The organism is Caballeronia catudaia, from assembly GCF_001544755.2.
In the GTDB taxonomy this organism is placed as follows: domain Bacteria; phylum Pseudomonadota; class Gammaproteobacteria; order Burkholderiales; family Burkholderiaceae; genus Caballeronia; species Caballeronia catudaia.
Window position 1 is genome coordinate 99,117 of the sequence record NZ_FCOF02000005.1, and the last position, 25,261, is coordinate 124,377.

Here is a 25,261-nt window from a genome sequence, read left to right on the forward strand (position 1 = left end):
GCGCGCGCGGAAGCATCAGTTCGACAGCGACAGATACGGCGAGCTGAACGCTTGCGGCGGGAACACAGGCTGCGCGCCAGCCTGACGCGTGAAGCTGTAGCGCACGTACACGGCGGCGAGCCATTCGCGATACTGATACGCGTTGCCGAACGATGCCGTCGCGCCGAACGCGAGCTGCGGCGCGAGCTGGTATTCGCCGGTCGCGCTGAGCGAGTAAGACACGCCCGTCTTGCTTTGGCCGGGATAGACCGCGCCCGCGTCCGGCGCGGCGCCGGAGGAGGCGGCGCGCGCCTGATACGTCGAGTTCGTCGGGAAGTAGTTCGACTCGTCCTGCCGGTAGTGCTGCACGCCGATCGAGCCCTTCAGGTCGTACGTGAAGAGCCCCGAGCGTCCCGTGTACTCGACCGGGAAGTTCAGGATCACGTACTGCTGCGGGCTGAAATAGCCGCCTTGTCCGTAGGTGAAGTAGGAGAGGTTCTTGTCGTAGTGCATCAGCGTGGTGTTCGCGCCGATCGTGAGCGTCTGGTCCGCATCCTTGATGATGCGCGTATAGATGCCGCCGCCGCCCTTCACAGCGTTGTTGGTCGCGACATGCTTGCCGTCGAGGAACTGGTACGCCGCGTTCACATAGACACCGCTCGTGCTGTCGTCCCAGGCGAAGTCGGCGCGCGCGCCCGTCGATGTGACGCCGCCCCATTCGAGGCTCGCGCCCGCATCGCGCGTGCCGGCGTAGGACAGCAGGCTGTCGGTGACGGCGCGGCGCGCAATCGCGAGCGAATACGACACCTTGTCGGTGATCGCGTTCTGATACTGCAACCCGCCGACCACATTGGTTTCGCGAAAGCCGAGCGGCGTCGTGCCGATATCGCCCTTGAAGTTGCGATTCTCGTAGCCGACCGCGAGGCCGACGCCCGTCGCCGTCTGCGAGCCGTAGTTGTTGGTCGGCGGGTTGGCGACCGCGCCCAGCCCGGAGCCGAAGCGCGCGAGCGTGTTCTGGGTGCCGGCCGCCGTGCCGGCATCGAGCGTCACGGGCGTCGCGCGCACGATCACGTGGCCGTTGCCCGCCTTGATGCGTCCTTCGACGGGCGCTTCGATATCGGTGAGATTCGAGAGGCCGTTCTCGCCATCGCGACTGCGGAAGAAGAGGCCGCCGGAGATCGTGCTCGCCTGCTCTCGATTGATCTGCGCGAGTTCCTCCGCGACGCCCGCCGTCTGCGAATTCGCGACCGGCACGGGAACGCCGCCCGCGCTCATCGTTGCGGCGCTGGCGGCGCGCTGCGAGGGCTGCGCCTGCGACGGGTAATACGGCTGCGCATAGCCCGCGGGCGGCTGCGGGATGTACGGCTGCTGCGCGTATTGCGGCGGCGCGTATTGTTGCGGCTGCGGGTAATAAGGCTGCTGGCCATACGGCGCTTGCGCGTACTGCTGCGGGGGCGCGCCGTACGCGTAGGGATCGGCCGGACGAGCGGCCGTAGCCTTGCGCGACGATCCCTGCTTCTTCGTGCTGGCGGGCGGCGGCGCGTAGGCATTCGATTGCGCATCGCGCGCGCCGGGCGACATCGGCCACGGCGCTGCATACGGATCTTGCGCCGCGTAGGGCTGCTGCTGCGGATAAGGCTGCTGCTGCGGATAAGGCTGATATCCCTGCGCCGGATAAGCACCCGGCGCGCCCGCATCCTGTCCCGGATACGGCTGCAGCGGCGCGCCCGATTGCCCCGATCCATACGTGTCCGGTCCATATCCGCCGCTCGCGGCCGGACGTGGCGCAGGCTGCGGCGCGGGAGCGTTATAAGGCACGCTATAAGGCGCGGGCTGAGGAGGCGGCAGATAGGTCGGCACGGGCTGCGAATAACTTTGGGGAAGGGCCTGACGATAAGACGCGCCGGAAGCGAGCGCCGGATTCGACGCCGTATCGACGGCCGTCTTGCCTTCGAACGGATTGGTGCCGGGCAGCGGATTCGAGCCGATACGGCTCATCGCGGTTTCCCAGCCCGGCGGGACGTTGCCGCGCGTCTGACCCGGCGCGGCGGCCTGCACCGGCGTATTGGCGGCGACGAGCGAGCGTTGCAGGAACTGCGCCGCGAGATCGAGCTTGCCTTGCGCGCGATACATCCGGCCGATCGCGGCGAGCACGCCCGGATCGTTCGGCGCGGCGCGATACGCCTCGTTCGCGTAGGACTCGGCGAGCCTGAAATCGCGCGCGCCGCTCGCGGCCGACATCGCGGCCGTCTGCAGGCCGACGTCGTCGGGACGGCGCGACAGCGCATTTCGATAACACGTGAGCGCGCTGCGGTCATCGCCCGCCGACGTGTACATGCGGCCGAGCGCCGCCTGCAGATCGGCGTTGTCGGGCATGGCGGCGAGCCACGGCGCGATCACGTCGTAGGCCGCGGCGAGATCGCCCGTTCTGCGCACCGCATCGGCACGCGCGACGACGATGCCCACATTCAGATTGTTGAAGTCGGCGCGTTGCTGCGTCGTGAGCGGCATCGACTGGAGGCGGCGCATGACGGAGCCGAGCTCGGCGTCCTGCTGCGTCGCCGACAGAATGCCCGCGTATTGGAGCAGCAAACCGGTGTCGTTCGGTGCATTGGCGATCGCGCCGCGCACGAGCGACAACGCCCGCGCCGGATCGCCCGCCTTCACATACGCCGATGCGATCGCGCCCGTCAGTTCCGCATTGCCCGCGGCGACCGGCTCGGCGCGGCGCAGGATCGCGACCGCCTGCTGGCGCTGGCCCGCGGCGGCGGCGCGCGTCGCGAACTCGGCCTGCTGCTGCACCCAGAGGCGATGCTGCAACGCGGTCATCGCGCTCGTGCGCTGCGCGGCCGGAATCCGGTCGAGTTGCGCGAGGCCGGCGGACCAGTCCTGCGTTTCGGCGGAAAGCAGCGCGCTCGCGTAGAGCGCGTCGGTCATGTCGGGATGCGTGGCGACGAGGCCGTCCATCATGCTGCGCGCATTGCCGACCGCGCCCTGACGCACGTAGATGCGCGCGAGATCGAGACGCAGCCACGGATCGTCGGGATTATTGAGCAGCGCGTCTTCGAAGAGACTGCGCGCCGCGCCCAGATCGCCGCGCGCTTCGGCGGCGCGCGCCTGAGCCGCCTGCGCTTCACCGCGCAGCTTGTTGATGCCGCCGGCTTTCGCCTGTTGTTCCGTATTCAGGCGGTTGGCGAATTCGAGCGCCTCGTCGCCGCGTCCCTGTGCGGCGAGCGCGCCGACGAGCCCGCGGATCGCATCGGGATTGTCGGCCTGACGGCGCAGCGCCATGCGGTACGCCGCTTCAGCGCCGCGCGGATCGCCATTGGCGAGCAGCATCTCGCCGAGCAGCACTTGCGCGGTGACATCGGACGGGTTGGTCGCGATCGCGCGCTCGAACAGCGCCTTCGCCTGCGCGATCTGGCCGTTGCTGCGCGCGCCGATCGCATCGCTGGTGTAGGTCCAGTAGGTCGCGCTCGTGAGCGCGTCTTTCCAGCGCGCCGGATTGCCGGCCCGCGATGCGCGTTCGAGATACGTGCGCGCTTCCGGGAAACGCTCCTGCTTCAGCGCGGCGACGCCCATGCCGCCGAGCGCGTCGGCGTCGTTCGGATCGCCCGCGAGCACCGTCGAAAACTTCGCCCGCGCCGTCACGAGATCGCCGCGATCGAGCGCCGTGAAGCCTTCCGCGACGACGCGCCCGCGCGCATCGACGGCGGCGTCGGCCTGCGAACGTTCGCGGGCGGTCTTGTCCTGCTGCACCATCGAATCGAAGCGCGCCTTCACGGCGGCGTCATCGGGCGCGACTTGCAAATAGGCCTGATAAAGCGGCGCATCCGATGCGCGCGCGCCGAGCCACAAGAGCGCCTGACGCCAGCTCTTCTTCGCGTCCGCGCCGACGGAACTGTCGTTCGCCAGCTTCGCGAGCCGCGCGATGCCGTCGCGCCGCGTCGTGTCGCGATACGTCAGATGTTGCGCGTAGGCGAGCTGATAGCGCGGATCGTCGGGATACTGGCGCGCGAGCTGTTCGAGCCCGCGGCGCGCTTCGTCCCAGCCTTGCGGCGTCGCGGCGAGCGCCTGGTAATACTCCAGTTGCAGTTGCGGCGTCGCGGGCTTGCCTTCGATCGCGCGTTTGTATTCCTGCACCGCCGACGCGCTCTGTCCGCTTTGCGCGAGACGGCGCGCGTCGTTCACGGTCTGATCGCGCGAGCTGGTTTCGCCGAGACGCCGGCCGAGTTCGTCGATATTCGGATAGTTCGGTGCGACCTGACGCAACTGCGCGAGATACTGCTGCGCGCCGCTGCCGTCCTTGCGGTCGGCGAGCACCATGCCCATGCCGAAGAGCGCATCGGGCTGCTTCGGATTGATGCGCAGCACTTTCTGCCACGCCTGCTCCGCGAGGTCGCCGCGCTTGTGCGACTGCCAGTACTTGCCCTGATCGATGAGCACGGTGAGCGGATCGGTGGCGGCTTGCGCGAAGGCGAATGCGGGCGCGGCGGTGAGCATCGCCGCGATCACGCGCTTCCTGGTCCGGATCAGCATGCGCGTCTCCAGTTCGGCACGAGCAGGCCGTTGTCATCGAAGCGATATTTCCCGTCGATGAAACCGCCGCCGAAAAGACCGAGCACGCGGTCGTAGTAGACCGGCTCGCGTCCCGCGCCCGGCGGCGCGGTGAGCGCTTCGAGATGCGTGCGCGCGAGGCCCAGACCGTGTTCGTCGTTCAACGCCTTGAAGTACGGCGCGAGCGCGCCCCAGTAGGAAAGCGGGCCTTCGCCGCTCGCCGCGCCCGTCGTCACGTTGACTTTCTCCGGCGGAAATCCCGTCTGCGCGACGCTCTGGCGCATGCCGGACAGCGCATCCAGCCACGGCCGCGCGAGCGGATCGCTGCCCGACGTCATGCCGGCCCACAGATAGACGCGGATCGCGTCGTAGCTGCCGATATCGCCGTTCTTCGGATCGACGACGAACTGGCCGTTTCCGCTCGTCTGGTTCGACTGATAAGCCGCCCAGTCGGGCGCATAGCCGCGCGGCGACGTCACCTTGATCATCTTCGCGGCGCTCTGCGCGAGCTTCGTCCACGGGCCGTCGGGCATTTCGTGCGCGAGGCCGCGCAGAAGCGGCAACGGCAGATAGCTCGGATTCAGGCGCGTGACGTCGCGGGTGCGAAAACCTTGCGGACCGGGCAGGAGCATCGGACCGAGGCCCGGCAGATCGACGATTTCCTGCTTCGCGATCTGCGTCGCGAGCGCGTAGGCCAGCTTGGTGTACATCGGCTCCTTCCAGAGACGCCCGGCCTGGAAGAGGTCGTAAGCGATCCACAGATCCGAGTCCGATGCCGAATTCGGGTCCATCACGCCGAACGAGCCGTCCGGTTTTTTGCCCCATTGCCACGCGGGCAGGCGCACGTTGTTCGCATCGAGCTGATTGGCCGACAGATTGCTGCGCGTCCAGTTGAAGAGCCGGTCGAACGTGGCGCGGTCGTTCGCGACGAGCGCGAAGAACATGGCGTAGGACTGCCCTTCGGACGTGGTTTGCTGCGCGTCGGTCGAACGGTCGATCACGCGGCCATCGGCCTGCACGACACGCTCGACGAAGACGCGGTACGCGGGCCAGTCGCACTGCGGCGCGGCGCGGGCGCCAACGGCCGCAGCCGCGATGATGGCTCCCGCGAAAAGTTTGGCGGTCTGAACCCGCATATCAATCCCTCAGGCGCCGTGCGGCGATCGCGCGCAGCGTACGGTAGAACAGGGCGGCGACGATGAGCGCGGCGAGCACGCCCGCGATCACCAGCAAAATGGGATGCGACGACAGCGCCCAGCGCATGTAATGCATCGGCGACAGATGGCCGACGTAATACGCGTCGCCGTTCGACGTGACCGTCACGGTGCGGCCGTGAATCACGGCCATCGCGCCTTGAATCGACGGCAGCAGGTCGTTGTCGAGCAGCGCGGCGGAAAGATCGGCGTCCGACTGGCCCGCCGCGCTGATGAGCGCGACCGCGCTGCGTCCGCCCTTCAGCGGCGACTCGAAGCCGGTCAGGAGCGCATCGCCGTTGGAGCTCACGAGCGACAGATCCGCGCGCGCCGGCGAGCGTTCCGGGCCTTGCTCGCCGTGCCACCAGTCGACGACCTTGAACGCGACATCGGAAAGCTGGAAGGTGCGCGCGTCGCCATCGCCGGAGAAGGGCATGCTCTTCGCCCAGCGCTGCAGGAGCGGCTGGCGTCCGGGCGAGCCGAGAATCAGCAGATCCTTGTCGGCGAAGCGATCGACATCGTTCGCGCTCGTCACCGTGACGCCCGTCACGGGATAACCCGTCGATGCGCCCATGCGGCCCATTTCCAGCAGATACAGGCTGTAGTCGGCCGGGTTCGGCTCGTTCGGCAGCACGACCGCCGTCTGCGAGAGATCGGCCATGCGCGTGAACGGGAAGCCGCCGTTGGCGAACGCGGCCAGATCGGGCAGCGCCATGTAATGCGGAAAACCGGAGAGATCAATGGTCGAATTCGGATCGATCGCGCCGACGACGTTATCCAGCACGCGCCCCTGGCATTCGCCGGTCTTCGGGATGTCGTAGTAGAAGTGCAGGCGCAGTTGTGCGCGCGGCGTGATGAGCAGCGGCGGCAGGTAAATCTCGCGTCGCGCGGCGACGGTCTTGTCCGGCAGCACGCGGCTGAAATAGTGGCCGAGATCGAACGTCGATGTCGACACGGCCGGAATCCGCAGCGACTGCACGAAGCCGTCGTTCACGCTGATATTGAGCGACGAACGATCCGGCGCGGGGCGCACGGTGTAGCGATAGCCGAGGTCGACCGGCACGCCCTTCGTCTGCCACATGAAGAGATCGGGCGGCACGCGCAGGTTCACGCGAACGGCGTCGGCATCGTAGCCGTGGGCGCTCAGATCGCGCGCTTCCGCCAGTTCGCCGAAGCGCACGGGGCGGTCGGTCGGCAACCAGTTCGGCGCGTCGTAGGGGCGGCGCGGCTGCAGGTCGTTGAACTGCGTGATCGTCGCGCTCGTGCCGGACAGCGTGTTCTGGCCGACGCCGAGCGCCTTCGCGGCGATCTTCAACTCGTTGTCGTCGCGGCCGAGCACGAGCAGGATGCGTCCGCGCGCGTTGGCATCGCGTTCGACGACGGCGATCGTCGGCCCGGAAACCGGTGGAATGTCGACGCCCGCGACCTTGGAATCGCCGATGGCGAACACGACTGCATTGCCCGAGAGCGGCACGTTGTCGGTCTGCGCCGGAAAGACCGCACCGCGATAGCCCGCGAGCGAGCCGAAATACGACGCCACCGTGCCGGCCGCTTCGAGCGTGGGCAGACTCGGCTTGCCCGCGAACACGAAGGGCAGTTCGAGGCGGCGCACGTCGCGGCGGTCGAAGAACGGCTGCGGCAGCGCGGCGAGATCCGGCTTGTTCGCAATCGATGCATACGTGAGATCGAGCGAGCTCGCGTTGCTGACGGTCGCCCACAACGTGGAGTTCGACGGGTCTTCGCATTGCTGCGTGTAATGCCCGATCAGCTGCACGTTGAGGTGATTGAATTCGGTGATGAAGCGCGGATCGATCGCGACATCGCGCGCGACCAGCATGCCGGCCTGATCGCGCGGCACGGGCAGCGTCGCCGCCACTTCGCCGTTGATGAGCACCTTCAATTGCGAGATCGACGGCAGCAGCGACGGCGAATAGCTGTAGATCAGATGCAGGATCGCGCCGGTCACGACTTCGTCGCCGCGCACCGAGAACGCGATGCCGTTCTGGCCGTCGGTGCCGCGCAGTTGCAGCGGATCGAGCGCGCCGTAATCGGCGAAGGTCAGCGTCTGACGGCGGCCGCCCGGCACCAGCGTGCCGGGGTCGGCGGTGGTCGGAATGCGCGACGTGAGGGGCTTGTCGGGCTTGCCGGAAAACGCGGGCACCGGCATCGCGAGCGCCGGCTGGCCGATGGTCGCCGCGTTGTACACGACGGCCGGACCCGGCGCGGGCACGGTGCCGACGCCGGTGGCCTGCTGCGCGCCGCCCGCTGCCGCATTGGCTTCGGCCGTGGCGGCTGCCGCGACGGAAGCGAACGGCGCCGCGAGTGCGGTCTGCAAGGCCACGAAGACGGCCAGCGCACGCGCAAAAGGTCTTTCGCAAAAACGCGGCGCGCGCTCGCCCGTTTCGTTTTCAACGCGCAACTTCGACATACCCATGCCCATTATTGGTCTTTGGTTTTCAGCTTCTTCACATCGACTGGGCGCTTGTTCATCCAGGTACGAAGGTCGCTGTACAAATGCTCGAACAAACCGGCGATGCCGCGCGTGCCGACCAGCAGCACATGCGACAGGCCGCGCAACGGCGTATCCGGGCGGCGTCCCTCGGACCAGCCGGTCCAGGCGTCCGCGCGCGCGAAAGTGGTTTTCACGAAGTCGTATTCCTGCTCGCGCGTGAGCGTCGAGAAACGCAGCCCGACGCGCCCTGGTTCCGTATAACCGACGGTCGCGGGGAATGCGTACTCCTCGTCGCCGCGAAAGAGCGATACGGTGACGCGCTCGTGCATCGGCACTTCGATCTTGTTCGGCAGCGCGACGCCCACGCCGCCTTCCGAGTAGTCGATCGTTTCGCACGCGAGTGTGCGGCCGGTCGAGAACTTGAGCATCACGGGCATCTTCATGGTCACGCGATGCGTCGCGCGCACCTGACGCCGCTCGCTCGCCGCCGCCACCGACGCGCCCAGAATCAGCATGTTGTAGACCGTCCAGCAGAGATTCAGGATGGTCGTGTTCACTTCGCTGCGAACATGCCAGTACATGACGATATGCACGATGCCCGCGACAAAGCCGAGCAGATTCAGCAGCAACAGGAACAGATAAGGCCGCGAGATAGACCAGTCGAAGTAGTCCTTCGCGATCTGTCCGCCCTTGGCCGTCACGTTGAACTTGCCGAGCTTCGGATTGATGACGGCGAGCAGCGTCGGCGCGGTGATGTACGACGCGAGCACCGATTCATACACTTCGGCCCAGAACGAATGGCGGAAGCTGCGCTGCATGCGCGAATTGGTGACGCTCGCGTGCATCATGTGCGGCAGCGCGAAGATCGCGATGGTGCTCGCCGCCGCTTCGATCACGTGCGCGCCGAAGAAGAGATACGACAAGGGCGCGGTCAGAAACACGAGACGCGGCACGCCATAAAAGAAGTGCAGCATGCCGTTCAGATAGCACAGCCGCTGGCCGATCTTGAGGCCCTTGCCGGTGAGCGGATTGTCGATGCGGAAAATCTGCGTCATGCCGCGCGCCCAGCGGATGCGCTGCCCGATATGCCCCGAAAGACTCTCTGTCGCCAGCCCCGCGGCCTGCGGAATCGCGAGATACGCAGTCGTATAGCCGAGCCGATGCAGCTTGAGCGCGGTATGCGCGTCTTCGGTCACGGTTTCGACCGCGATGCCGCCGATCTCTTCCACCATCGAGCGGCGCAGCACGGCGCACGAGCCGCAGAAGAACGTCGCGTTCCAGAGATCGTTGCCGTCCTGCACGAGGCCGTAGAACAGCTCGCCTTCGTTCGGCACCTTGCGGAACGTGCCGAGATTGCGCTCGAACGGATCGGGCGAGAAGAAGTGGTGCGGCGTCTGCAGCATCGACAGCAGCTTGTCGCGCAGGAACCAGCCGAGGCAGATCTGCAGGAAGGAGCGCGTCGGAATGTGGTCGCAGTCGAAGATCGCGAGGAATTCGCCCTTCGTGATCTTGAGCGCCTCGTTGATGTTGCCCGCCTTCGCGTGTCGGTTGTGCGTCCGGATGGTCCAGTTGACGCCCACTTCCTCGCAGAAGGTCTTGAACTCGGGGCGGCGGCCATCGTCGAGGACGTGGATCGCGAGTTTGTCGGCGGGATAGTCGAGCGCGAGCGCGGCGTAGATTGTCGGCTTCACGACCGAAAGCGGCTCGTTGTATGTCGGGATGAAAACGTCGACGGTCGGCCACTGGCTGCGGTCGACGGGCAACGGCAGCGGCTTGCGCTTGAGCGGCCACGCGGTCTGGAAGTAGCCGAGCAGAAGCACCAGGGCCGCATAGACTTCGGCGGCGACGAGCAACAGGCCCCACGCGGCGTCGAGCGGGCGTTCCCAATACGTCGTTTCGGTGAGACGCCAGAACATGTAGCGGCCCGACGCGGCCACCGACAGCATGATCATCACGAGCGTCGCGTACTGGCCTTGCAGACGGCGAAAGCCGAGCGCGCAGACGAAGCAGATCGTCGCGAACGCGAGCTGCTGGCCGAACGCGAGCGGCACCGTGACGACGAAATACAGCGCGAACAGGGCGAAGATCGTGAGCAGCACCACGACGATCCGGCTGCCCCAGATGCCTGCATCGACGAAACGTTCGAGCCGCGAAGTCGCGACGCTCACCTCGGTTTCCGGCGACGGAATCTTGGCGGAACTCATGCGAGCTTCCTCGAAACGGCGATCGCGTCGATGGCGGAAAGCAGCCACTCGCCACACGCGCGCAGATCGGCGGCGGCTTGCGAAAGCGGATCGTAGTGAATGAGCGTCGTGTCGCAGGCGAGCGATTCGGAAACGCCTTCGTCCTGATGGATCACGCCCGGGAACATCTTCGATCCGAGCATGTTGCGCAGCACCTTGAGCACGTCCTTGCTCAACTGGCGCGACTGATCGACCTGATTCACGACATAACCCTGACCCGCGAAATTCTGACGCGGCGCGGCGTAGGCGTCGATCATGCGCTCCATGCCGGGAATCGCGGCGTAGGACGCGGCGTCGGCCAGCACCACGTTCAGCGCGAAGTTCGCCGCCGTGAGCGCGGTGCGCGTGTAGACGGACGAGCCCGGCGGCGTGTCGACGATCACGATGTCGCTGGCGTCGAGCGCGAGCGATTCGAGCGAATGCGCGAGCCACGCGGGATCGCTGTCGACGAGCGCCTCGAAACGGCGGCGATCGTCCTCGGTCACGGCGCCGTAGGGCAACACGGTGACGCCGTCGACGCCGTCGAACATGACCGTCTGCCACGGATCGCGGCTGAGCGTCGCGCGTGAGATACCGTCGATGCTGTCGAGCGGAATGCCGAAGTGCAGGCGCAGCGCGTTCTGCGGATCGAGATCGAGCACGATCACGCGGCGATTGCGCGCGGCGAGCACCGAGGCGAGATTGGCGGCGAGCGTCGTCTTGCCGACACCGCCCTTCGCGGAAACTACCGTGATGACTTTCATGAGCGTGGGAGGCGGCCCGCGCGCGCGGCGTGGTCTGCGTTTGCCTGCGTGTTCGTGGGTTTGTTGGCTGGGCGGTCGGCGTGGCGCAGACGCTCGAACATGGCGTTGAGCGAATTCGCGGGCGCGTTCGTCGCGTGCTGTGCTTGCGGGTTGAAGAGCTTGCCGAGGATCGACTGCGGCGCGGCAGGCGCCGATGCTGGCTCCGGCGCGCGTGGCGCGGGCGCTGCGGGCGGCACTTGAACGGGCGCGCGGCGGGCAAGGAAATTCGATCCGAAGGTCGAGGCGGCTTGCGGGGTTTCCGGCTTGTTCGCGTGGGTCACGTTCGCAACCGGCGCAACCGGCGCGTGAACCGGCGGCACGCTGGCCGCGGGCGCGGTCGCCGAAGCCGGAATCGTTCCGGTTTCTTCCGACGCCGATTCGCCCATCACCGAAAAGCGCAACGCGCTCAGCGATTCCGCGGCAGGCGGATTGACGGGCGGAATCGTGCGGCGATGCGGACGCGTGAAAAGCTGCTGCTTGCCGCGATGAATCGGCGTCGGGGTTTGTTGCGTGCTGGCCGGCTCGCCCGGCGCTTCGTGCAAATGCGGGCGTGCCGCGTTCAGTTGCACCTCGCGGCGCGGCGCGATCTCCGGAATCGCGGGCTGCGCGAAGTCGAGCGTCGCAAGCAGCGGCCAGCGCGTGCGGGCCGACTTGGCCTCGTTTTCCCGGCCGATTTCCTGGTAATCGCCTGCATTGCCGCCGAAATGATCGAACAGCTTCTCGATGTCGCGCGAAGTATTCATGGTGACGCTTCCTCGTCGTACCTTTCCTGATGCCTGGCCGGCTACTGCCTGTTCTGATCCGCCCGTCGGGGCGGTCGATGCCGCCGCGTCGAGGCGGCGGTCGTGTGTACTGAAGATGCTGTCAGGCCGCGACGCGCGCGAGCCTGAATTCGATGGCCGCGTCGTCGCCGAACTCGCTCGCCTGCCGGATCGCCAGACCTTGTGCGCCGAGCGCGGCGAGCCACTGCTGATAAGCGCCCTCGAGAAACGCAGGCGTCCACGCGAGCGCACTTTCGCCGAAGGCGGGCAACGGCGCGCAGTAATGCACGATGGTCAAATAGTCGGGTTCGTCCGAGAGTTCGACGAAGCCCCAGTCGGTGTCGCGCCACAGCGAGTTGAGCGCGTCGGCGAGCGCGGACGTCGAATCGCAGGGCGGCAAGGGACGGGCTTGCGCGAAGCGGCTGCCCACGCGATGCATCAGTTGACGCAATTCGTTGCGCCCGATCTGCGCTTCGAACTCGTCCGCAAGCGCGGCGAGCAGGCCACGCCATTGCTTGGAAATCTGGCTGTCCAACAGGTAATCGAAAATAGCGGCCATGTTTTTCGTTCGGCAGGGCGTGAGCCACAGCGCGTGGTTGATCGGTCTTGTTTACGTCCTCGCCGGGAATCCCTTTAGCCCCGCGAGCATTGATCCGGACGTTTGTCCAGGCGCTATTACACGTCTGAACTTACTTCAATGCGTTTTTTTTCGCCAGTAGAAAGACTAGCAGTGGATTTTTTTGCGGATCGGGCGAAAAGGAAGCCGCGGACGGCTCATTTCGAACGTTCGGCGCTCGGTCGCATGGACGAAATGTCGACACGCTTATTTGATTCCGATCGGCGATTGCGCGCGCGCTGCCTTTCGGCGGCGGCAGTGTACCATCTCGTTAATCTGCCCGGCCGGCGCGCATCGGCTCTGATTCTTACGGATTGACTTTCGGCGGAATAACTTACTTGCCGTCGGCCAATCGTCGATTCGTCGTACTTGAGAAGGGCAGTGAAGGGCGAAAAAAAAGCGCCCCGAATGGGGCGCTTCGCATGGGATTTCGAACGCTTACGGATTCGCGCGTACCGCGTCGCGAACTGCGTCCATCACGATGCCGTAATTGAGCGGGATGTCCAGCGAATCGGAGTAGCCGGGTTGATCGGCTGAATCCTTGGGGACAGCGCGAACCGGAATCGGCTCAAAGGCGGTTTCGCCTGCCGGATTTTCGCGTCCTTCGATGGCACCCTGCAATTGCGGATTCTTCACGGTTAACTCCTTCCGGTAATGGAGCGGCGAGGAACTGCAATATAAACCAATGTGATGACATTTTGGCGAACTTCGATTTGGAAACTCACTTCGAGACTGCTGCGGGCGGCGCGCCGGGGATCGCCGCTGTCGCGCGTTTCGAAAGAGCGCGGGGCCTCTAGTTTAACGGCGGCATAGGTTTTCGAAAGCGCGTTTCGGTTATGACAATGATGTGTCGATATAGCGCCAGGCACGCAAAATCGGCCCGGAAATTGCATGCCATGAGAATGCTACGTATGCTTTTAATAATGGCCGTGCGCCGATTGATTCTCCGATTTCGGTATTCGTCGGAAAAAACTCGATGCGGAGGAGCGGTTGTGCGCGGTTTGTTTCCCTTATCATGAAACGGCCGGTCGGGCATGCCGGTGCGAACGCCGTTAGAAAGAATGGAGAACGAGCAATGAGCAAAATCGCGATCGTTGGCGCGACGGGCAATGTCGGCAGCCGTCTGATGGAAGAAGCGTTGCGCCGCGGACACACGATCACCGCGATCGCGCGTGACACGTCCCGGCTCGCGGAGCGGGAGGGCGTCAGCGCCCAAAACGTCGACGTGCTCGACGCGGACGCGCTCGCCGCCGCCATCACCGGGCACGATGCGGTGTTCAGCGCAACGCGCTTCGCCACGGTTTCCGAGAGTGCGATCGTCGAACCGATGAAGCGTGCCGGCGTGCGGCGGCTGCTGGTGGTCGGCGGCGCGGGCAGCCTGTACGTCGCGCCGGGGCGGCGCGTGCTCGACTTGCCCGACTTTCCCGACGCATACAAGCCGGAGGCTACGGCGGGCGCCGCGTTTCTCGACGCGCTGCGCCGCGAGCGCGACATCGACTGGACTTTCATTTCGCCTTCGGCCGAATTCGTGCCGGGCGCGCGCACGCAGCGGTTCCGGCTCGGCGTGGACGAGTTGCTTGTCGACGGCGGCGGGCGTAGCTGGATCTCGTTCGAAGACTACGCGATCGCCTTCCTCGACGAGTTCGGCCGCGGCGCCCACATCAGGCAGCGGATCACGATCGGATACTGAGCGCGACAGAGCCCACCGGCATCGCGAACCGAGGCCGGGGTGCGTCGCCGCTCCGCTCGGGCGAAAGCTCAGCCGTGCACGTCTGCTTCCACTTCCTCGCTGCTCCTGGGCATCGCGGCGGCGAGGATCATCGCGGAGGCGTTCTGCGGCTTCGGATCGCGCTGCGACGGTCGATAGACCTGATCGCCGCGATGAATGGGCATCCCCGAGAGCGAGCACACGCCCTCGGACGTCGCCGTGGTCGCGCGCCAGCCCTGATAACCGTAATGGCACGTTCCGGGATCGGACCAGTAGACGAGCGCCGTCGCGCTGCTCGGACGCTCGATCACGCGCACGATCGCTTGCGGGAACGGAACGCGATCATCGGAATGCGGATGCGTGCGATTCCAGTCGCGCGTCAGGCGTTCGAGAAACGCGCTTTCGGCGCGCGCGGTTTTCTGGGATGGGGCAGTGCGGGCGATATCCTTCGGCATCGCCTCGAGCTGGTGAACCGTCTGTGACCACGGGTCCGCTCTTTTCGAAAAAGCTGTCATGGCATTGTTCCAGGCTTGACTCGACCTAGAACGTACGCCATTAAGCACATTCCGATAAATACTGCATCAGTGAATACACTATCCCGCTGTTACGAATAATCGGTTGGACGCCTTTGTGAGCCTTGCGTGGCGGGCGGGTGGCTCTTTGCACGGCCCTGATCGTTTGCTTGGCTGGCGGGCGTTCCGGGCAGTTCGTGGGGTTAATGTCGGACCGGATGTGAGGGCTTCGCGCGGTGTCCGTTTCGTACGAGACCGCGATCAGTCAACCTCAACGACCGGAACGCGCCAGGCAGGTCGTCGACGCACACGACGGCCCCACTCGGAACGAGGCTGGACAAGGGCTGAGAACGGTCCGCGCAATCGATCGAGGCCGCGTCTCAGGCCACCTCCACGCACTGTCGCATGCGATGGAGCGACTGGCCCGCGCGCGAGAGATCGTATCGGACGATAGCGCGCCAGAACCAAGTGCGTCAGTCCAGCCGCCGATTCAGGTGATGGCCCCACGCCGAGGCCTGCTGAGCAAGCTCTCCGCCCGGTTCGAGCACCCGCCCGCGGTCCAGTCTTACCCCGCCACCGCACGCGCCGCCGCACGGCCACGCAGCCATTCGAGCGCCAGCAGCAAGCTCGTCGAAAACACGATGAGGATCGTCGCAAGCGCGGCAATCGTCGGGCTGATGTTTTCGCGAATGCCGGTAAACATTTGCCGCGGCAACGTCGTCTGATCGGCGCCGGCGAGAAAGAGCGTGACCACGACTTCATCGAACGAGGTGGCGAACGCGAACAGCGCGCCCGAAATCACGCCCGGCGCGATGACCGGCAGCGTCACGCGAAAGAAAGTCGTAAGCGGGCTCGCGCCGAGCGATTGACTTGCGCGCACGAGGTTGGTGTTGAAGTTCTGCAGCGTCGCGCCGACGGTCGTCACGACGAACGGCACGCCGAGCGCCGCGTGCGCGAGAATCAGCCCGAAATACGTATTCGCAATCCCGAGCGGCGCAAAAAACAGATACATGCCGACGCCGACGACGATCACCGGCACGATCATCGGCGAGATGAGCACGGCCATCAGAGCGCTCTTGCCGATGAAATTGGCCTTCGTCAGCCCGACGGCGGCGAGCGTGCCGAGGATCGTCGCGACGATGGTTGCGGAAGGCGCAACGATGAAGCTGTTCTTTGCAGCCATGCGCCATTCCTGCGACATGACGAGGTTGTGATACCAGCGCATCGACCAGCCCGGAATCGGATAGACGAGAAACGTGCTCGACGAGAACGAGAGCGGCACGATGGCGAGCACCGGCAGGATCAGATACAGGAGCGTCAGCACGCAGAGAATGCGCAACGCGAAATAGCAGATGCGCTCGATACCCGACGTATGCGGCGCGAACAGCGGTTTGGCGAGTTTCATATTTCCTTACCCCAGACTCACGTTCGAGCGCGTGAAGCGTCCGTAGACCACGTACAGCAGCAGCGTGGCGGCGAGCAGCAGTGCGCCGAGCGCGCAGGCCATGCCCCAGTTGATCGTCACGTTGGTGAAGTAGGCGATGTAATAACTGACCATCTGATCGTTCGGCCCGCCGAGCAGCGCCGGCGTGATGTAGTAGCCAATCGCGAGGATGAACACGAGCAGCACGCCCGCACCGATGCCCGGATAGGTCTGCGGCACGTACACGCGCCAGAACGCGGCGAACGGATGGCTGCCGAGCGACACGGCTGCGCGCTGATACGTCGGCGGCACGGATTTCATCACGCTGTAGAGCGGCAGGATCATGAACGGCAGCAGGATGTGCGTCATCGAGATATAGACGCCCACGCGGTTGAACAGCAGCGCGAGCGGCGAGCCGATCAGCCCCGCGCCGATCAGCGCCGTGTTCACGAGCCCTTCGCTCTGCAACAGCACGATCCACGCGGCGACGCGCACCAGAATCGAGGTCCAGAACGGAATCAGCACGAGCACCATCACGAGATTGGCGCGCCGTTCGGACAGCGTCGAAATCCAGTAGGCGAGCGGATAGCCGAGCAAGAGCGCGAACAGCGTCACGCCCACGCCGATCACGAACGTGCGGGAAAAGACGTTCAGATAGATGGACTGATCCGGACCGGCATGGACGATATTGCCGAAGCCGTCCTGCTTGTGATCGAGCGACGCGAGGATGTAGAACGGCGAATAACGGCCCGCATTTTTCGCAATCGCTTGCCAGTAAGCGGGATCGTTCCAGCGGTCGTCGATCTCGAGAATCTTCGCCTTGATTTGGGCCGCGGGCAGCGGCTTGCCGTCGTCGCCCGCCATCGGCATCGCGCGTGCGGTTTTCGCGACGAGCGAACGGTAGCCCGGAATTTCGGTGTTCAGTCGGCGAGCGAGCGCGCCCATTGATTCGCCTTCCGCCATTGCCGTGAGATCTTGCGCGAGCGCGGCATAGGCTTCGTCCGATGGCGGCGCCTTGCGGTCCCATTTTGCAAGCGCGGCGCCCGTGTGCGGCAGCGCGTTCGCCACTTCGGGATTTTCGATCGCGCGCGTGAGCAGCGCGCCGATCGGCACCACGAAAATCAGAAACAGAAAAATGGCGAGCGGTGCGATGAGCGCGAGCGCCATCGCGCGCTTTTTCGCATCGGCGATCTTCAGTTCGCGCTTCAGACGCGCGCTCGATTCGCGCGAGTCTTCCGCCGCGATCGTCATGGTGTTCACGCTGGTGTCTCCTTCCTTGCGGTCGCGCTTTTCAAGAAGCGCGACCGTCACCCTGCAAAGTGCTTACTTCGATGCCCAGGCGGTGAAGCGCTGTTCGAGCTCGTCGCCGTGGTCGGTCCAGAACGCCATGTCCTGCAGCACGGCGTTTTTGGCGTTGTCCGGCGAGTTCGGCATGTCGGCCTTGGTCTTCGCGTCGAGCGCGGAGATCGCGGCCTTGTTCACCGGGCCGTACGCGATGTGCTGCGCATAGACTTCCTGCGGCTTCTGCGACACCGAATACGCGATGAACTGCGTCGCCACGTCCTTGTTCGGCGAGCCCTTCGGAATCGCCCAGTAGTCGAGATCGTAGATGCTGCCGTTCCACACGACCTTCAGGTTCTTGCCTTCCTTGCGCGCCGCGTCGATGCGGCCGTTGTAGGCGGTCGACATCACGACATCGCCCGCGACGAGGAATTGCGGCGGCTGCGCGCCCGCTTCCCACCATTGGATCGACGGCTTGAGTTCGTCGAGCTTCTTGAACGCGCGGTCCGCGCCGGCCTTCGTGCCCAGCACCTTGTAGACGTCCTTCGGCGCGACGCCGTCGGCCATCAGCGCGAATTCGAGGTTGTAGCGCGCGCCCTTGCGCATGCCGCGCTTGCCCGGGAATTTCTTCGTGTCCCAGAAATCGGCCCAGCTTGCCGGGGCGGCCTTGAGCTTGTCGGCGTTATAGGCGAGCGCCGTCGACCACACGAAGAAGCCGACGCCGCACGTCGCCGGCGATTCGGGCACGAGGTCCGACTTCTTCGCGATCTTCGACCAGTCGAGCTTTTCATAGAGACCTTCGTCGCAGCCGCGGCCGAGATCGCCCGATTCGACTTCGACGACGTCCCAGTTCACGTGCTTCGCTTCGACCATCGCCTTGACCTTGGCCTGCTCGCCGTTGTACTCGACGGCGGTGACCTTGTTCTTGGTCGATTGCTCGAACGGCTGATTGAACGCGACTTTCTGCGCGTCGCCATTCGCGCCGCCGAAGTTGACGACGGTGATTTCCGCCGCGAGCGACGCCGCCGATGCGCATGCGAGCGCGGCCGCCATGGAACACAGTGCGAACTTCTTCATGATGGTTTCCTCTCTTCTTTGACTTGGTTTTGTCAGTGGACCTGCTGCCGATAAAGATGAACGCGTGTTTCAGGCGAATACACGCAGATGCTCGGGCGCGAACTCGAGCGCGATAGGCGCGCCGGGCGTGAAACCGTCGAGCGCCGCCGTGCCGAGCGGCACCTTGACGAAGCACTCGTCCTGTTCGCGCACGCCGCAGCGCATGCGTACGTGATCGCCGAAATAGATGAGGCTTCGGGCTTCGCCGGCGAGCGCATTGCGTCCGTCCCCGTTCGCCTGACCATTCGCGTGACCGTTCGCCGCCGTGAGCTTCATGCGCTCGGGCCGGATGCACGCGATGGCCGGCGCGCCCGGTTGCGCCTTCGCGACGTTGAGGCCGGACAGCCGCGTGCCGTCGGCGAGGCGGATCGCACAGTAATCGCCCTGCGCGTCTTCGATGGTGCCGCGCAGCCGGTTGCTGTCGCCGATGAAGTTCGCGACGAATTCGTTGCAAGGCGCTTCGTAGAGGTGACCGACGGTGTCGAGCTGCTGCACGATGCCCTTGTCGAACACCGCGACGCGGTCGGACATGGTGAGCGCTTCGCCCTGATCGTGCGTCACGTAGACGAAGGTGACGCCGAGCTTCTCGTGCAGCGCCTTGAGCTCGATCTGCATGTGCTCGCGCAACTGCTTGTCGAGCGCGCCGAGCGGCTCGTCCATCAGCACGAGCTTCGGTTCGAAGACGAGCGCGCGGGCGAGCGCGATGCGCTGCTGCTGACCGCCCGAAAGCTGCGCCGGATACCGCTTCGCGAAGCTTTCCATGCGCACCATCTTGAGCGCGTCGTTGACGCGGTGCGCGCGCTCTTCGGCGGACATCTTGCGTACCGTCAGCGGATAGTCCACGTTCTGCTGCACCGACAGATGCGGAAAGAGCGCGTAATTCTGGAACACCATGCCGATGTCGCGCTTATGCGGCGGCACCTTGTTGAGCAGCTTGCCATCGAGCCAGATCTCGCCGCCGGTCGGAAACTCGAAGCCCGCGAGCATCATGAGGCAGGTCGTCTTGCCGGAGCCTGACGGCCCGAGCAGCGTGAGGAATTCGCCCTGATAGATATCGAGATCGAGCGATTTGACGACAAGCGTTTCCCCATCGTAAGTCTTTCGCACGCCGCGAAAACTGACGATGACCTGATCGGATTTCATCTTCCGTGTCTCCTTCGGAAAGATCTTGAACCTTCCGAGAGTCTCACGGAACGCTCGGAAATTTTTTCCACTGATTGGGCTAACTATATCCTGAAAGGGTTCTAGAATGGGGAACCATTTCAATAATCAGGATGGAGCCACTCGATCCGGGTGGTTCCCGCCGGGAGCACTTCATGGATACCGTCATCCTGGCCGACTGGCTGCACGCGCGGCTCGATCGCACGGCCGCCGAGCCGATGTACCGGCAAGTGCTGGAACTGATGCAGCAGGCCATCCTGACGGGCCAGCTCGCGCCGGGCACGAAGCTGCCGAGTTCGCGCACGCTTGCGATCGACCTCGGGATCGCGCGCAATACCGTGCTGCACGTCTACGATCAGCTCACGGCCGAGGGCTATGTGGTGTCGACCACCGGCAGCGGTACTTACGTCGCCGACACCGCGCCCCGCGACGGCGCCGCCAGGCAGGCGAAAGCCGAAGAAACGAAGACGCCGTGCATGATCTCGCGCCGCGGCGAGCGCCTGATCGCGCAGGCGGGCGTGTCGCCGAAACAGTGGGGCGCATTCATGCCCGGCGTGCCGGATGTCGCCGAATTTCCGGCGCGCACCTGGAGCCGCCTGCAGGCGCGGCTCTGGAAGCGGGCGAGCCCCGATCTGCTTACGTATGCGCCCGGCAGCGGTTATCGGCCGCTGCGCCGCGCGTTGTCGGACTACCTGCGCGTCGCGCGCTCGGTGAAGTGCCAGCCGGACCAGATCATCATCACGACGGGCATTCATCAGTCGATCGACCTGACCGTGCGCCTGCTCACCGATTTCGGCGACCGCGCGTGGGTCGAGGAGCCGTGCTACTGGGGCGTGCGCAGTGTGCTGCAATCGTCGGGCTTGACGCTCGTGCCCGTTCCCGTCGACGAAGAGGGGCTCAATCCGGCCGCACGCGACATGGCCGCGCCGCCGCGCATCGCGCTGGTGACGCCGTCGCATCAATATCCGCTCGGCATGGTGATGAGTCTCGCGCGACGCCGCGCGCTGCTGGAATTCGCGCGCCAGCACAAGGTATGGATCATCGAGGACGATTACGACAGCGAATTCCGCTACGGCAGCCGGCCCCTGTCATCGCTGCAAGGTCTCGACGATGCCGGACAGGTCATCTATGTGGGCAGTCTCGGCAAGATGCTGTATCCCGGCTTGCGCATGGGCTATATGGTCGTGCCCGAACATCTCGTCGACACGTTTCGCGTCGGCGTGGCGGAGCTTTATCGCGAAGGACAGTTGATGCAGCAGGCCGTGCTGACCGAGTTCATTCTCGACGGGCATCTCACATCGCACGTGCGGCGCATGCGCGGGCTTTACGGCGAGCGCCGCGAGTTGCTGATCAACGCGATTCGCGCGCGTTTCGGCGATGCGCTCGCCGTGCGAGGCGACGAAGCCGGTCTGCACTTCGTGCTGGAACTGCCTCCTTTTGCCGATGACCGCGCGGTCGCCGCCGACGCGCTCGCAGCGAACGTGGTGACTCGGCCGCTCGTCAACTACTACATGGATCGCACCAACGCGCGGCCGGGATTGATGCTCGGCTACGCATGCGTGCCGAACGACGAGATCGCGCCCAATTTCGCAAAGCTCGCCGATGTGATCGAACGTGCGCTCTTACCTATGGCCGAGCCACAGTCGTAAACCCGATCTGTCGATTCAACCGTGGCGATTGAAAACCTCGATTTCACTTATGGACATTTATGTCGCACTCTTAAATTCCCTCTCGGGTTGTGTCCTCCCCGGCTCAACCTTTTGCACCGGCCTCGCGCCGGTGCTTTCTTTTATGGCCTGGAAAAGCATGTGTCCTGCGTCTATCGAGGTTCGGCCGCGCCGCGCTTGATGGCCCGCACCACGCGCGCGAGCGCCTTCAACGCGTCGGCGGGCGAATCCGCGAATTGCGCCGCGACGATCGCGCCATCCACCGCCAGTGCGAGCGCCTGTGCATCCGCCTTCGCCGTGCGCGACGCCGGCATGAGTGCGCGGATCGCCGCGGTCATGTCGCGTTTGTGACGCCGCGAGATGTCGACCGCTTGCGGCAGCGTCGCGCCCACTTCCACGACCGAATTGATGAACGCGCAACCGCGATAGCTCTCGCTGCCGAGCCATTCCGCGAGCGCCGGCACGAGCGCGTTGAGCGTGCCGCCGTGGCGCGCCAATGCATCGCGGAACCACGTCATCCAGTTATCGTGGCGGAAGTCCAGAAACGCGACGATGAGATCGTCCTTGCTCGGAAAATATCGATAGAACGTTTTCTTCGCGACACCCGATTCGGCGATCACGCGGTCGACGCCCGTGGCGCGGATGCCGTCGCGATAGAAGAGATCGTGGGCGGTGTGCAGGATGCGTGCGTCCGGCGCGGGGTCCGCGGCATTGGGAAGTGCAGTCGATGTAATCATGCGGTAGATTGTAGACAGGTTTGTCTACCTGCGCTAGAGTGCGCTCGGTAGACAGACCTGTCTACCAATTCTCCCGAAGAGGACACTCATGGAATCCAAGCCGCCGTTCCCGCCGTTCGATGAAGAATCCGCCACGCTGAAAGTCCGTCTCGCCGAAGATGCGTGGAATACGCGTGAACCCGAGCGCGTATCGCTCGCCTATAGCGTGGACACACAGTGGCGCAATCGCGCGGAGTTCGCAAACGGGCGCGAGGAAGTGGTCGCGTTCCTGCGGCGCAAGTGGTCGCGCGAACTCGACTATCGGCTGATCAAGGAGCTATGGGCGTACAAGGAAAATCGCATTGCCGTGCGCTTCGCGTACGAATGGCATGACGATGCCGGCAACTGGTATCGCAGCTACGGCAATGAGAACTGGCAATTCAACGAAGCAGGGCTGATGACGCATCGGCATGCATCGATAAACGATCTGCCGATCAAGGAAGCAGACCGCAAATATCACTGGCCACTGGGCCGCCGGCCCGACGATCATCCGAGCCTGAGCGATCTGGCCTTCTGATGTTTGTGCGTGCCGGCAGGCGGCATGAGCGGCGCAGCGGCTATTTCTTGACGCGCCTGACGGCGTCGGCAGCCGCGCCGAGTTTCGCCTGCATTTTGCCCGCCATTTTTTCGGCCGCCCCGCGTATTTGCGTGCCACGGCTGCCGGTGACCTTGCCAACGGCTTCGCGGACGATGCCTTTCATCTGACGCGCCGTGCCTTCGATGCGGTTCTTGTCCATGATGTCCTCCGGAGGGTGTGATCCTCATCGGCAGAAACGCATCGAATGTGCCCGATTCATGCTACCGATTCATGTCATATATCGCGCCGGCGGCGGAACGCCCACCATCCGGCGAGCGCGGTGAAAGTGGCGACGATCGCGACGAGCAGCCAGAACCCGTGATGATTCTCCGCGAACGGAATGCCGCCCACGTTCATGCCGAAAAAGCCCGCGACGATGTTGATCGGCAACGCGAGCACGGTCACGAGCGTCAGCGTGAACAGCGTGCGGTTGCTTTGCTCGCCGAGGCGCGTCGAGACTTCTTCCTGCAGCAGCTTGATGCGTTCGACGAGCCCCGCGAGATCGTTGAGCACGAGCGAAAACTCTTCGGTCGCATCGCGCAGATCCTGAATGTCGTGGGAATGCAGCCAGCGCGGCGGCCGCGCCAGCAGCCGGAACACCGAACCGGGTTCCGGCGCGAGCAGACGCTGCAGCCGCACGAGCACGCGCCGCAAGCCGCCGAGATCGGTGCGCATGGTGGCGCCGCGCATCGACAGAAAGCGATCCTCGATGCCGTCGACCTCGACGCTCGTGCGCCGCACGATATGCACGAGCAGATCGGCCTGATCGCGCAGCAGATGTGCGAGCAGTTCGGCGGGCGAGCGAAACAGTTCGCCGCGCTTGACCGACTCGCGCAGCGAATCGACGGAACGCAGAGGCCTCAGGCGCGCCGTCACGATCAGCTTCTGATGCGTGTATACCCACAGCGTCGCGATCTCCGAGGGCGTCAGCTCGAAGTTGAACATCACGTCGTTGATGACGGCGAAGAGCGCGCCTTCCTGATGCTCGAGGCGCGTCGAGTGCGAGCCTTCGTTGAGCGTGTCGAAGAATGCGTCGGGCAGATCGAGGCGGCCGCGCATCCAGCGCTCGCACGAGCTGTTCGCGAGATCGAAGTGCAGCCAGACGAACTCCTTGGACGTGTCGTCGCGCGCGAGCCATCGACTCGCGGTTTCGGCGTCGATCGGCTCGCCGGGATGATCGACATGAAAGCGATAGCCACAGACGAGGCCGGAGAAATCAGAGCCGTAGGGCGGTCTTTGCAGGGTAGCGGGATTCATGCGGGCATTCTGTTGGCATTCTGGTAGATCGGCATATCCGCGGACGGCGCGAAGGCCGATACTCCGGACATTCCCGCGCCACGCGCTAGTGTGCCATCGGTCGCGCCCCGAATCGCGATCGTAACGCGTGAACGGGATCGAAACGATGGACCGGAACGCCGCTGCGCGCGCAAATATGACTGTCATATTGTCGGCGTATCATCGCGCCACGCATGACGGGCGCACCAGCGCCGGCGAACGCTCGGCTCCAACATGGGGAGAAGGCAGTGGAAGACCGTGACGATCTGGATGGAGCGACGCAAACCACGGCGGGAGGGCTCATCCGGCTCACGTCGGTGATCGCCGGGCTCGCCCGCGAAGGTGCGATCGATACGCGCTTCGGCGCGAAGCTCTTCAAGCGAATCGACAAGGAAGCGCGGCGCGTCGCCAACTGCGCCGTGCGGCTCGAAGAGGCGGAACAGGCGGCGCTCGTCGGCGCGCTCGGCGAGCTCGATCTCGCGTTGCGTCAGCGCGACGCGGCATCGCTCGTCGAAGCGAATGCGCGCCTGCGCGAGAGCGAAGTGGCGTCGGCCAAGCGCCGCAAGAGCAAGAAAGACAGCGACGCCTGAACGCGAGGGCAGCGGGCAGGCGCGAAACGTGCTGCGGTGCGAGCATGTGCTCTCGTCCAATGCCCATGTCCGTCACTCTGCATTCCCCTCATTGCGCGCTGTGGACGCACCGTCGCGTCAACGTCAACCGCGAGCAGTGGCGCATTCTGATCGTCGACGACAACGCCTATAGCGCCGAAGCGCTCTCGGCTGCGCTCGCCTCCGACGGCTGCGACACGCGCGTCGCCCTGTCAGGCGTCGATGCGCTGCATGCGATCGATGTCTGGGTGCCGCATGTCGTCATCCTCGACATCACGATGCCCGAGCACGACGGCTACGCGACCGCGCGCGTGCTGCGTCGAATCGGCCGCACGCGCGACGCGGTGATCATCGCGTTCACGGCGCTCGGCGAGGAAGCCGTGCGCAAAGAGGGTCTTCATTCAGGATTCGACGGCTATTGTCAAAAGGGCAATCCGCCTACGGCACTCGTGGGCTTGATCGGGCGTCTCGTCCATTGAAAGCACGGATACCACTCGCGAAACGCATGCGCGTTCGCTAGATAATTGTTCCGCCCCCGCAAGCCAACCCGCACGCGCCGATCGCGCGGCGCATC

At 64.9% G+C, this 25,261-nt stretch carries 21 protein-coding genes; 5 read left to right on the forward strand and 16 right to left on the reverse strand.

The annotated features are described in order from the left end of the window. Window positions 1-15 precede the first annotated feature (15 nt). The 8 genes from AWB75_RS07370 to AWB75_RS07410 all read right to left on the reverse strand — a co-directional run bounded on the left by AWB75_RS07370 (window position 16) and on the right by AWB75_RS07410 (window position 13,219). Window positions 16-4,518 (reverse strand): cellulose biosynthesis protein BcsC, encoded by a 4,503-nt coding sequence (locus AWB75_RS07370; RefSeq protein WP_061123426.1) that lies wholly within the window; start codon window positions 4,516-4,518, stop codon window positions 16-18. Beyond that, window positions 4,512-5,672: a cellulose synthase complex periplasmic endoglucanase BcsZ gene (gene bcsZ / locus AWB75_RS07375; protein ID WP_061123427.1), complete on the reverse strand. Its 1,161-nt coding sequence runs from the start codon at window positions 5,670-5,672 to the stop codon at window positions 4,512-4,514. The genes AWB75_RS07370 and bcsZ overlap by 7 nt, the downstream gene beginning before the upstream one ends. Window position 5,673: 1 nt before the next feature. Further along, on the reverse strand, window positions 5,674-8,169 hold the full coding sequence (bcsB, locus tag AWB75_RS07380; protein ID WP_096031685.1) for a cellulose biosynthesis cyclic di-GMP-binding regulatory protein BcsB: 2,496 nt from the start codon (window positions 8,167-8,169) through the stop codon (window positions 5,674-5,676). Then, on the reverse strand, window positions 8,169-10,385 hold the full coding sequence (bcsA, locus tag AWB75_RS07385) for a UDP-forming cellulose synthase catalytic subunit (RefSeq protein ID WP_061123428.1): 2,217 nt from the start codon (window positions 10,383-10,385) through the stop codon (window positions 8,169-8,171). The genes bcsB and bcsA overlap by 1 nt, the downstream gene beginning before the upstream one ends. Continuing rightward, window positions 10,382-11,167, reverse strand: a complete 786-nt coding sequence (gene bcsQ / locus AWB75_RS07390) for a cellulose biosynthesis protein BcsQ (RefSeq protein ID WP_061123429.1) — start codon at window positions 11,165-11,167, stop codon at window positions 10,382-10,384. The genes bcsA and bcsQ overlap by 4 nt, the downstream gene beginning before the upstream one ends. Continuing rightward, window positions 11,164-11,949: a cellulose biosynthesis protein BcsP gene (gene bcsP, locus AWB75_RS07395; protein WP_061123430.1), complete on the reverse strand. Its 786-nt coding sequence runs from the start codon at window positions 11,947-11,949 to the stop codon at window positions 11,164-11,166. Before bcsP ends, bcsQ begins: the two co-directional genes overlap by 4 nt. A 121-nt stretch (window positions 11,950-12,070) precedes the next feature. Continuing rightward, window positions 12,071-12,526, reverse strand: coding sequence for a cellulose biosynthesis protein BcsD (gene bcsD / locus AWB75_RS07400; protein ID WP_061123431.1), 456 nt, complete (start codon window positions 12,524-12,526; stop codon window positions 12,071-12,073). Between the two features lie 495 nt (window positions 12,527-13,021). Further along, window positions 13,022-13,219: a hypothetical protein gene (locus AWB75_RS07410; protein ID WP_061123433.1), complete on the reverse strand. Its 198-nt coding sequence runs from the start codon at window positions 13,217-13,219 to the stop codon at window positions 13,022-13,024. Between the two features lie 439 nt (window positions 13,220-13,658). Here AWB75_RS07410 and AWB75_RS07415 point away from each other — a divergent pair, with 439 nt between their 5' ends. Then, a complete protein-coding gene (locus tag AWB75_RS07415) occupies window positions 13,659-14,273 on the forward strand; it encodes an NAD(P)-dependent oxidoreductase (RefSeq protein WP_061123434.1) in 615 nt (204 codons plus the stop codon). 68 nt (window positions 14,274-14,341) lie between these two features. Here the strand turns inward: AWB75_RS07415 and AWB75_RS07420 are convergent, their stop codons facing one another. From AWB75_RS07420 to AWB75_RS07440, 5 genes are all read right to left on the reverse strand, one after another. After that, on the reverse strand, window positions 14,342-14,806 hold the full coding sequence (locus tag AWB75_RS07420) for a DUF3331 domain-containing protein (protein WP_235012014.1): 465 nt from the start codon (window positions 14,804-14,806) through the stop codon (window positions 14,342-14,344). 562 nt (window positions 14,807-15,368) lie between these two features. Next, the gene (locus tag AWB75_RS07425; protein ID WP_061123436.1) at window positions 15,369-16,208 is read right to left on the reverse strand and encodes an ABC transporter permease; all 840 of its coding nucleotides are present in this window, start codon (window positions 16,206-16,208) and stop codon (window positions 15,369-15,371) included. Window positions 16,209-16,214: 6 nt separating this feature from the next. Then, window positions 16,215-17,486, reverse strand: coding sequence for an ABC transporter permease (locus tag AWB75_RS07430; protein ID WP_200822941.1), 1,272 nt, complete (start codon window positions 17,484-17,486; stop codon window positions 16,215-16,217). Between the two features lie 63 nt (window positions 17,487-17,549). Next, window positions 17,550-18,584 (reverse strand): ABC transporter substrate-binding protein, encoded by a 1,035-nt coding sequence (locus AWB75_RS07435; protein ID WP_061123437.1) that lies wholly within the window; start codon window positions 18,582-18,584, stop codon window positions 17,550-17,552. A gap of 69 nt (window positions 18,585-18,653) precedes the next feature. After that, a complete protein-coding gene (locus AWB75_RS07440; RefSeq protein WP_061123438.1) occupies window positions 18,654-19,766 on the reverse strand; it encodes an ABC transporter ATP-binding protein in 1,113 nt (370 codons plus the stop codon). A gap of 173 nt (window positions 19,767-19,939) precedes the next feature. Here AWB75_RS07440 and pdxR point away from each other — a divergent pair, with 173 nt between their 5' ends. Next, the gene (gene pdxR, locus AWB75_RS07445; RefSeq protein ID WP_061123439.1) at window positions 19,940-21,433 is read left to right on the forward strand and encodes a MocR-like pyridoxine biosynthesis transcription factor PdxR; all 1,494 of its coding nucleotides are present in this window, start codon (window positions 19,940-19,942) and stop codon (window positions 21,431-21,433) included. A 170-nt stretch (window positions 21,434-21,603) separates the two neighbouring features. Here pdxR and AWB75_RS07450 read toward each other — a convergent pair whose 3' ends face one another. Beyond that, window positions 21,604-22,188 (reverse strand): TetR/AcrR family transcriptional regulator, encoded by a 585-nt coding sequence (locus AWB75_RS07450; RefSeq protein ID WP_061123440.1) that lies wholly within the window; start codon window positions 22,186-22,188, stop codon window positions 21,604-21,606. A gap of 88 nt (window positions 22,189-22,276) precedes the next feature. Here AWB75_RS07450 and AWB75_RS07455 point away from each other — a divergent pair, with 88 nt between their 5' ends. After that, complete coding sequence (locus AWB75_RS07455) at window positions 22,277-22,744, forward strand: nuclear transport factor 2 family protein (RefSeq protein WP_061123441.1); 468 nt, start codon at window positions 22,277-22,279, stop codon at window positions 22,742-22,744. Window positions 22,745-22,784: 40 nt separating this feature from the next. On the opposite strand, the gene AWB75_RS07460 is transcribed toward AWB75_RS07455, so the two are convergent. Both AWB75_RS07460 and AWB75_RS07465 read right to left on the reverse strand, forming a co-directional pair. Beyond that, window positions 22,785-22,964, reverse strand: coding sequence for a CsbD family protein (locus AWB75_RS07460; RefSeq protein ID WP_061123442.1), 180 nt, complete (start codon window positions 22,962-22,964; stop codon window positions 22,785-22,787). A gap of 74 nt (window positions 22,965-23,038) precedes the next feature. Next, the gene (locus AWB75_RS07465; protein WP_061123443.1) at window positions 23,039-24,061 is read right to left on the reverse strand and encodes a transporter; all 1,023 of its coding nucleotides are present in this window, start codon (window positions 24,059-24,061) and stop codon (window positions 23,039-23,041) included. Between the two features lie 266 nt (window positions 24,062-24,327). On the opposite strand from AWB75_RS07465, the gene AWB75_RS07470 reads away from it, so the two are divergent. Then, the gene (locus tag AWB75_RS07470; protein WP_061123588.1) at window positions 24,328-24,669 is read left to right on the forward strand and encodes a hypothetical protein; all 342 of its coding nucleotides are present in this window, start codon (window positions 24,328-24,330) and stop codon (window positions 24,667-24,669) included. Window positions 24,670-24,734: 65 nt separating this feature from the next. Continuing rightward, the gene (locus AWB75_RS07475) at window positions 24,735-25,166 is read left to right on the forward strand and encodes a response regulator (protein WP_061123444.1); all 432 of its coding nucleotides are present in this window, start codon (window positions 24,735-24,737) and stop codon (window positions 25,164-25,166) included. The last annotated feature ends 95 nt before the right edge of the window (window positions 25,167-25,261 follow it).

Coding starts and splice junctions, on each gene's coding strand:
- AWB75_RS07370 (WP_061123426.1), bottom strand. CDS start 4,518: ATGCTGATCCGGACCAGGAAGCGCGTGATCGCGGCGATGCTCACCGCC.
- AWB75_RS07450 (WP_061123440.1), bottom strand. CDS start 22,188: ATGATTACATCGACTGCACTTCCCAATGCCGCGGACCCCGCGCCGGAC.
- AWB75_RS07435 (WP_061123437.1), bottom strand. CDS start 18,584: ATGAAGAAGTTCGCACTGTGTTCCATGGCGGCCGCGCTCGCATGCGCA.
- pdxR (WP_061123439.1), top strand. CDS start 19,940: ATGGATACCGTCATCCTGGCCGACTGGCTGCACGCGCGGCTCGATCGC.
- AWB75_RS07460 (WP_061123442.1), bottom strand. CDS start 22,964: ATGGACAAGAACCGCATCGAAGGCACGGCGCGTCAGATGAAAGGCATC.
- bcsA (WP_061123428.1), bottom strand. CDS start 10,385: ATGAGTTCCGCCAAGATTCCGTCGCCGGAAACCGAGGTGAGCGTCGCG.
- AWB75_RS07455 (WP_061123441.1), top strand. CDS start 22,277: ATGGAATCCAAGCCGCCGTTCCCGCCGTTCGATGAAGAATCCGCCACG.
- AWB75_RS07420 (WP_235012014.1), bottom strand. CDS start 14,806: ATGACAGCTTTTTCGAAAAGAGCGGACCCGTGGTCACAGACGGTTCAC.
- bcsQ (WP_061123429.1), bottom strand. CDS start 11,167: ATGAAAGTCATCACGGTAGTTTCCGCGAAGGGCGGTGTCGGCAAGACG.
- bcsP (WP_061123430.1), bottom strand. CDS start 11,949: ATGAATACTTCGCGCGACATCGAGAAGCTGTTCGATCATTTCGGCGGC.
- AWB75_RS07415 (WP_061123434.1), top strand. CDS start 13,659: ATGAGCAAAATCGCGATCGTTGGCGCGACGGGCAATGTCGGCAGCCGT.
- AWB75_RS07465 (WP_061123443.1), bottom strand. CDS start 24,061: ATGAATCCCGCTACCCTGCAAAGACCGCCCTACGGCTCTGATTTCTCC.
- AWB75_RS07425 (WP_061123436.1), bottom strand. CDS start 16,208: ATGAAACTCGCCAAACCGCTGTTCGCGCCGCATACGTCGGGTATCGAG.
- AWB75_RS07440 (WP_061123438.1), bottom strand. CDS start 19,766: ATGAAATCCGATCAGGTCATCGTCAGTTTTCGCGGCGTGCGAAAGACT.
- bcsD (WP_061123431.1), bottom strand. CDS start 12,526: ATGGCCGCTATTTTCGATTACCTGTTGGACAGCCAGATTTCCAAGCAA.
- bcsB (WP_096031685.1), bottom strand. CDS start 8,169: ATGGGCATGGGTATGTCGAAGTTGCGCGTTGAAAACGAAACGGGCGAG.
- AWB75_RS07475 (WP_061123444.1), top strand. CDS start 24,735: ATGTCCGTCACTCTGCATTCCCCTCATTGCGCGCTGTGGACGCACCGT.
- bcsZ (WP_061123427.1), bottom strand. CDS start 5,672: ATGCGGGTTCAGACCGCCAAACTTTTCGCGGGAGCCATCATCGCGGCT.